Origin of the sequence: Inquilinus limosus MP06 (assembly GCF_000767795.1) — a bacterium.
Lineage (GTDB): Bacteria > Pseudomonadota > Alphaproteobacteria > DSM-16000 > Inquilinaceae > Inquilinus > Inquilinus limosus_E.
On sequence record NZ_JANX01000459.1, the window covers coordinates 1 to 5,245 of the forward strand.

Annotated in this window: 4 protein-coding genes; all 4 read left to right on the top strand. The window is 71.7% G+C overall.

The genetic code is table 11. The features are described from left to right. The coding region (locus P409_RS25835; RefSeq protein WP_034845201.1) for a thioesterase II family protein at positions 1-367 on the top strand (367 nt) is incomplete at its 5' end. 11 nt (positions 368-378) lie between these two features. Continuing rightward, the gene (locus tag P409_RS25840) at positions 379-1,359 is read left to right on the top strand and encodes a TauD/TfdA family dioxygenase (RefSeq protein ID WP_034845203.1); all 981 of its coding nucleotides are present in this window, start codon (positions 379-381) and stop codon (positions 1,357-1,359) included. A gap of 21 nt (positions 1,360-1,380) precedes the next feature. Beyond that, on the top strand, positions 1,381-3,066 hold the full coding sequence (locus P409_RS25845) for a cyclic peptide export ABC transporter (RefSeq protein ID WP_081991798.1): 1,686 nt from the start codon (positions 1,381-1,383) through the stop codon (positions 3,064-3,066). Positions 3,067-3,074: 8 nt separating this feature from the next. Beyond that, on the top strand, positions 3,075-5,245 hold a 2,171-nt coding region (locus tag P409_RS25850), incomplete at its 3' end, for an AMP-binding protein (RefSeq protein ID WP_161790475.1).

Here is a 5,245-nt window from a genome sequence, read left to right on the forward strand (position 1 = left end):
CAGCGATGCCGAGCTGATCGCCGATCTGCGCGGCTATCGCGGCACGCCGGAGGAGGCGCTGGCCGATGCCGAGCTGATGGCCCTGGTGCTGCCGGTGCTGCGGGCGGACTTTCTGCTGGCCGGCACCTATGCCTACCGGCCGCGCCCGGCGCTGCCCTGCCCGGTGCATGTCCTCGCCGGCACCCGCGACGATCTCCGCCGCCCGGCGCTCGAGGCCTGGGGCCGGGAGACGCGCAGCGGCTTCGCCATCGACCTGTTCGAGGGCGATCACTTCTTCCTTCACTCCCGTCAGGCGGAGGTCCTCGGCATCGTCGATGCCGCCCTGTCGCGACGGATGAACGGCGGCCCGGCCGCCACGCTTCAGTGAGTGCCCACGCCATGGATGCCGTGACCACCGCCACGCTGACGATCCGCCCGCTGCGCGACGACGGGCCCCTGCCGCTGCTGGTCGAGCCGGCCGCGGGGACGCCGTCGCTGATCGAGGCGCTGCCGGAGATCCGGCCAATCGTCGACCGTCATCTCGGCGTCGAAGGCGGGCTGCTGTTCCGCGGATTCGCGCTGGACGGCGCCGACGCCTTCCGCGGCTTCGCCGCCGGCTTCGGCCATCCGCTGCTGACCTATGAGTTCGGATCGACCCCGCGCAGCAAGGTGACGCAGGGCGTCTACACCTCGACCGAATACCCGCCGCATCAGCACATCCCGCTGCACAACGAACAGGCCTACACCCGGGACTGGCCGATGAAGATCTGGTTCTACTGCCAGCAGGCGGCGCCGGAGGGGGGCGAGACGCCGATCGCCGACAGCCGCGCCGTCTACCGCGCCATGCCGGCCGGCCTGCGCGACCGCTTCGCCGCGAAGGGGCTGATGTATGTCCGCAACTATGGCAACGGCCTCGACGTCTCCTGGCAGCAGGTGTTCGGCACCGAGGATCGCGGCGAGGTCGAAGCCTATTGCCGCAGCCACGGCATCGACTGCGAGTGGAAGCCGGATGGCGAGCTGCGCACCCGGCAGGTCTGCCAGGGGGCGATCGCCCATCCGGTGAGCGGCGAGATGCTGTGGTTCAACCAGGCGCATCTGTTCCACGTCTCGAACCTGGAGCCCGAGGTGCGGTCGACCCTCATGGAGCTGGTCGACGAGCCGGACCTGCCGCGCAATGTCTATTACGGCGACGGCTCGCCGATCGAGGACGAGACGCTGGCCACCGTCCGCGCGGTGCTGGAGGCGAACAAGATCAGCTTCCCCTGGCGGACGGGCGACGTGCTGATGCTCGACAACATGCTCACCGCCCATGCGCGGGCGCCATTCAAGGGGCCGCGCAAGGTCATCGTCGCCATGGCCGAAGCGCACGGCCTGCACTGACGCTCCGATCCGGAGAACACCGTGTCGCTTCTCGGAATGCTCGTTCGCGGCTCGCGGGTCCTGTTCGCGGCCGCCATCCTCGCCAGCCTGGCCTGCGGGCTGGGCGGGGCGCTGCTGGTGCTGCTGATCAACCGCGCCCTGCACGCGCCGGCGGACACGTTGGCCGACTGGCTGCTGCCCTTCGTCGCCGCGGCATTGCTGGTGATGGTGGCGCAGGTCGGCTCCCGCGCCCTGTTCGCCCGGCTCGGCCAGCAGGCGCTGGGCGGGCTGCGCCAGCACATCGCCGAGGTGGTGGTGGCGGCGCCCTATCGGCGGCTCGAGATCGTCGGTCGGGCGCGGATCCAGTCGCTGCTGACCGATGACGCCTCGGCCATCGCCAATTTCTGCATGGGACTGCCGATCCTGGTGACCAACGGGGTCGTCATCCTCGGCGTCCTCGCCTATCTCGCCGCCCTGTCCTGGACCTTCCTGCTGCTGACCGCCGTGGTGCTGCTGCTCGGCTCGGTCGGCCACCAGCTCAGCTACCGCCGCGTGCTGTCGCATTTCCGCGAGGCAGGCCGCGGCCAGGACCGGCTGTTCGCCCATTTCGAGGCGCTGAACGGCGGCGCCAAGGAGCTGAAGCTGAATGCCGGCAAGGCGCGCCGCTTCCTCGACGCGGTGCTGGCCGAGGCGATCGACGCGGTGGCCAAAAGCCGGGTCCGCGGCCTGTCGCTGCTGGCTTTCGCCGATGGCTGGGGCCGGCTGCTGTTCATGGCCACGATCGGCACGGCGCTGTTCGCCCGAATCTGGATCGCACCGGCGGATGCCGGCGTCGTCTCCGGCTATGTCATCGCCTTCCTCTACATCATGGGCCCGCTGGAAGGGCTGCTGGGCAACATCCCGCATATCGGCATGGCCCGGGTGGCGCTCGGCCGCATCGACGAGACGGTGCGGGCGCTGGAGGCGGGGAAGGGCGGCGAGACCCCGGCGCCGCTGCCGGCCGAGCCGGAGGTCACGCTGGTTCTGGAGGGCGTCACTCACGGCTATTACGACGAGCGCGAGGACGAGGTCTTCACCCTCGGCCCGATCGACCTGACGCTGCGGCCGGGCGAGATCACCTTCCTGGTCGGCGGCAACGGCAGCGGCAAGACCACGCTGGCCAAGCTGGTCACGGGCCTCTACGCGCCCGAGGCCGGTACCATCCGTGTTAACGGCCGGGCGCCGGCCGCGCCGGGCGGCGAGGAGCACCGGCGGCTGTTCTCGGCCGTGTTCTCCGACTTCCACCTGTTCGAGACGCTGCTGGAGGCGGCGGACGGGTCGCTCGATGACCGTGCCAACACCTGGCTGCGCCAGCTCCATCTCGACCACAAGGTCGCGGTCCGCGGCGGCGCGTTCTCCACCCGCGACCTGTCGCAGGGCCAGCGCAAGCGCCTGGCCCTGGTGGCGGCCTGCCTCGAAGACCGGCCGGTGATGGTGTTCGACGAATGGGCGGCCGACCAGGACCCGCAGTTCAAGGACGTGTTCTACCGCGAGGTCCTGGCCGAGCTGAAGGCGCGGCGCAAGACCGTGCTGGTCATCACCCATGACGACCGCTGGTTCCCCCTGGCCGACCAGCTGGTCAAGCTCGAGCGCGGCCGGGTGGTCGAGCGCAGCGGCCCCGCCGCGGCCGGGCCGGCGCCGGTCCGCGCCGTCAACGGCCGCGATCTCTCCCTTTCGCCGGTGTCATGAGGTTCGCCGTGAGCGACGCTGCCTTCGATCTCCGCCCGCGCCGCGACGCCGCCGCCCCGCTGGCCCTCGACTACGCCGATGCCGAGACGCTGATCGAGCTGCTGCGCCGCCGTGCCGCCGCCGATCACGGCGGGCCGGCGCTGCGTTTCCTGCACGATGGCGAGACGGTGGGCGACACCCTCGACTACCGCACGCTGGACCGGCAGGCCCGGACGGTCGCGGCCCATCTGCAGGCCGTCGCCGCGCCGGGCGACCGGGCGCTGATCCTGCTGAACAGCGGGCCGGACTACGTCGCCTCCTTCTTCGGCTGCCTCTATGCCGGGGTGATCGCCGTGCCGGCCTATCCGCCGGAGGGCATGAGCCTGCACCATGTCGAGCGGCTGCAGGGCATGATCGAGGATGCCGGCGCCGCCCTGCTGCTGACCGACCGGCGGCACCAGGCCTCGGTCGAGGCCCTCCGCGCCGGGCAGGACGGCGCCGCCGTGGTCGCGGTCGACACCCTGTCGCCGGCCCTGGCGGAGGAGTGGCGGCCGCATCCGGCGAAGGGCGGCGACATCGCCTTCCTGCAATACACCTCGGGATCGACCGCGAACCCCAAGGGCATCGAGGTCACCCACGGCAACCTGATCGACAACCAGCGGATGATGGTGCATGGCGGGGGCATCACCGCCGACGACGTGCTGGTCTCCTGGCTGCCGCTCTATCACGACATGGGGCTGATCGCCGGGCTGATCCTGCCCTTCTTCGCCGGCGTGCCGCTGGTGCTGATGTCGCCGCAGCACTTCCTGGCCCGGCCGGCGCGGTGGCTGGAGGCGATCCACCGCTTCGGCGGCACCTTCAGCGGCGGCCCCGACTTCGCCTTCCGATTGTGCGTCGAGCGGATCAGCGACAAGACCGTGGCCGGCCTCGACTTGCGGTCCTGGCAATTCGCCTTCTGCGGGTCGGAGCCGGTGCGGGCCGACACCATGGCGGATTTCGCCGCCCGCTTCGCCCCGGCCGGCTTTCGGCGCGAGACGCTGGCCCCGAGCTACGGCCTGGCCGAGGCCACGCTGACCATGTCCTGCAGCCCGCGCCCGCACGACTACGTCACGCTGCGCGTCGATCCCGAGGCGCTGGCTGCGCATCGCGTGGTGCCGAGCGGCGAGGGCGTCGAGCTGGTCAGCAGCGGCCGGCCGATCCGGCCGGAGCAGTTGCGCATCGTCGACCCCGTGACGCTGGAGACACTGGGCGAGGGCATGGTGGGCGAGGTCTGGGTGGCCGGCGGCAGCGTCACCCGCGGCTACTGGCGCAACCCGAAGGCGACCGGCGAGGCCTTCCTCGACCGCGGCGAAGGACTCTGGCTGCGCAGCGGCGACCTGGCCTTCCTGCACGAGGGCGAGCTCTACATCACCGGCCGGCGCAAGGATGTGATCATCATCCGCGGCCAGAACCGCTATCCCCAGGACATCGAGAAGGCGGTCGAGGCCGGCGTGCCCGAAATCCGCAAGGGCCGGGTCTCGGCCTTCGCGGTCGAGCATGACGGCCGCGAGAGCATCGGCGTCGCGGTCGAGATCAGCCGCGAGACCCAGCGCAAGGTGCCGGTGCAGGCGCTGGTCGAGGCGGTCGAGCGGGTCATCGTCGAGATGCAGCAGGAGCCGGCGGCGCTGGTGGCGCTGCTCGACCCCGGCACGCTGCCCAAGACCACCAGCGGCAAGCTGCAGCGTTCCGCCTGCCGCGACCGGCTGCTCTCGGGCGAGCTGCGAGCCTTCCATCTCTACCGCCGTCCCTCGGCCGCCGCAGGGGCGAAGGATCGGGAGCCGCCGCGGGACGGGACCGAGCGGCGCCTGGCCGACACCTGGAGCGAGCTGCTGGATTGCGGCCCGATCGGCCGCGGCGACCGGTTCCTGGCCCTGGGCGGTCATTCGCTGCTGGCGCTGCAGGCGATCGACCGGATCCGCGCGGAATTCGGCGTCGAGCTGCCGCTGCGCGAGATCTTCGCGCCGCACAGCCTGGCCGAGCTCGCCGCCAAACTGGACGCGGCGCCGCGCCAGGCGCCGGAGGCCGGGCTGCCGCCGGTCATGGCCGAACCGCGGCGGCCGGAGATGCCGCTGTCCCTGGCGCAGCAGCGCCTGTGGCTGGCCGAGCGGCTGGCGGGGGAGGCGGCGCGCAGCGCCTACAACCTCACCGGCCAGCTGCGGCT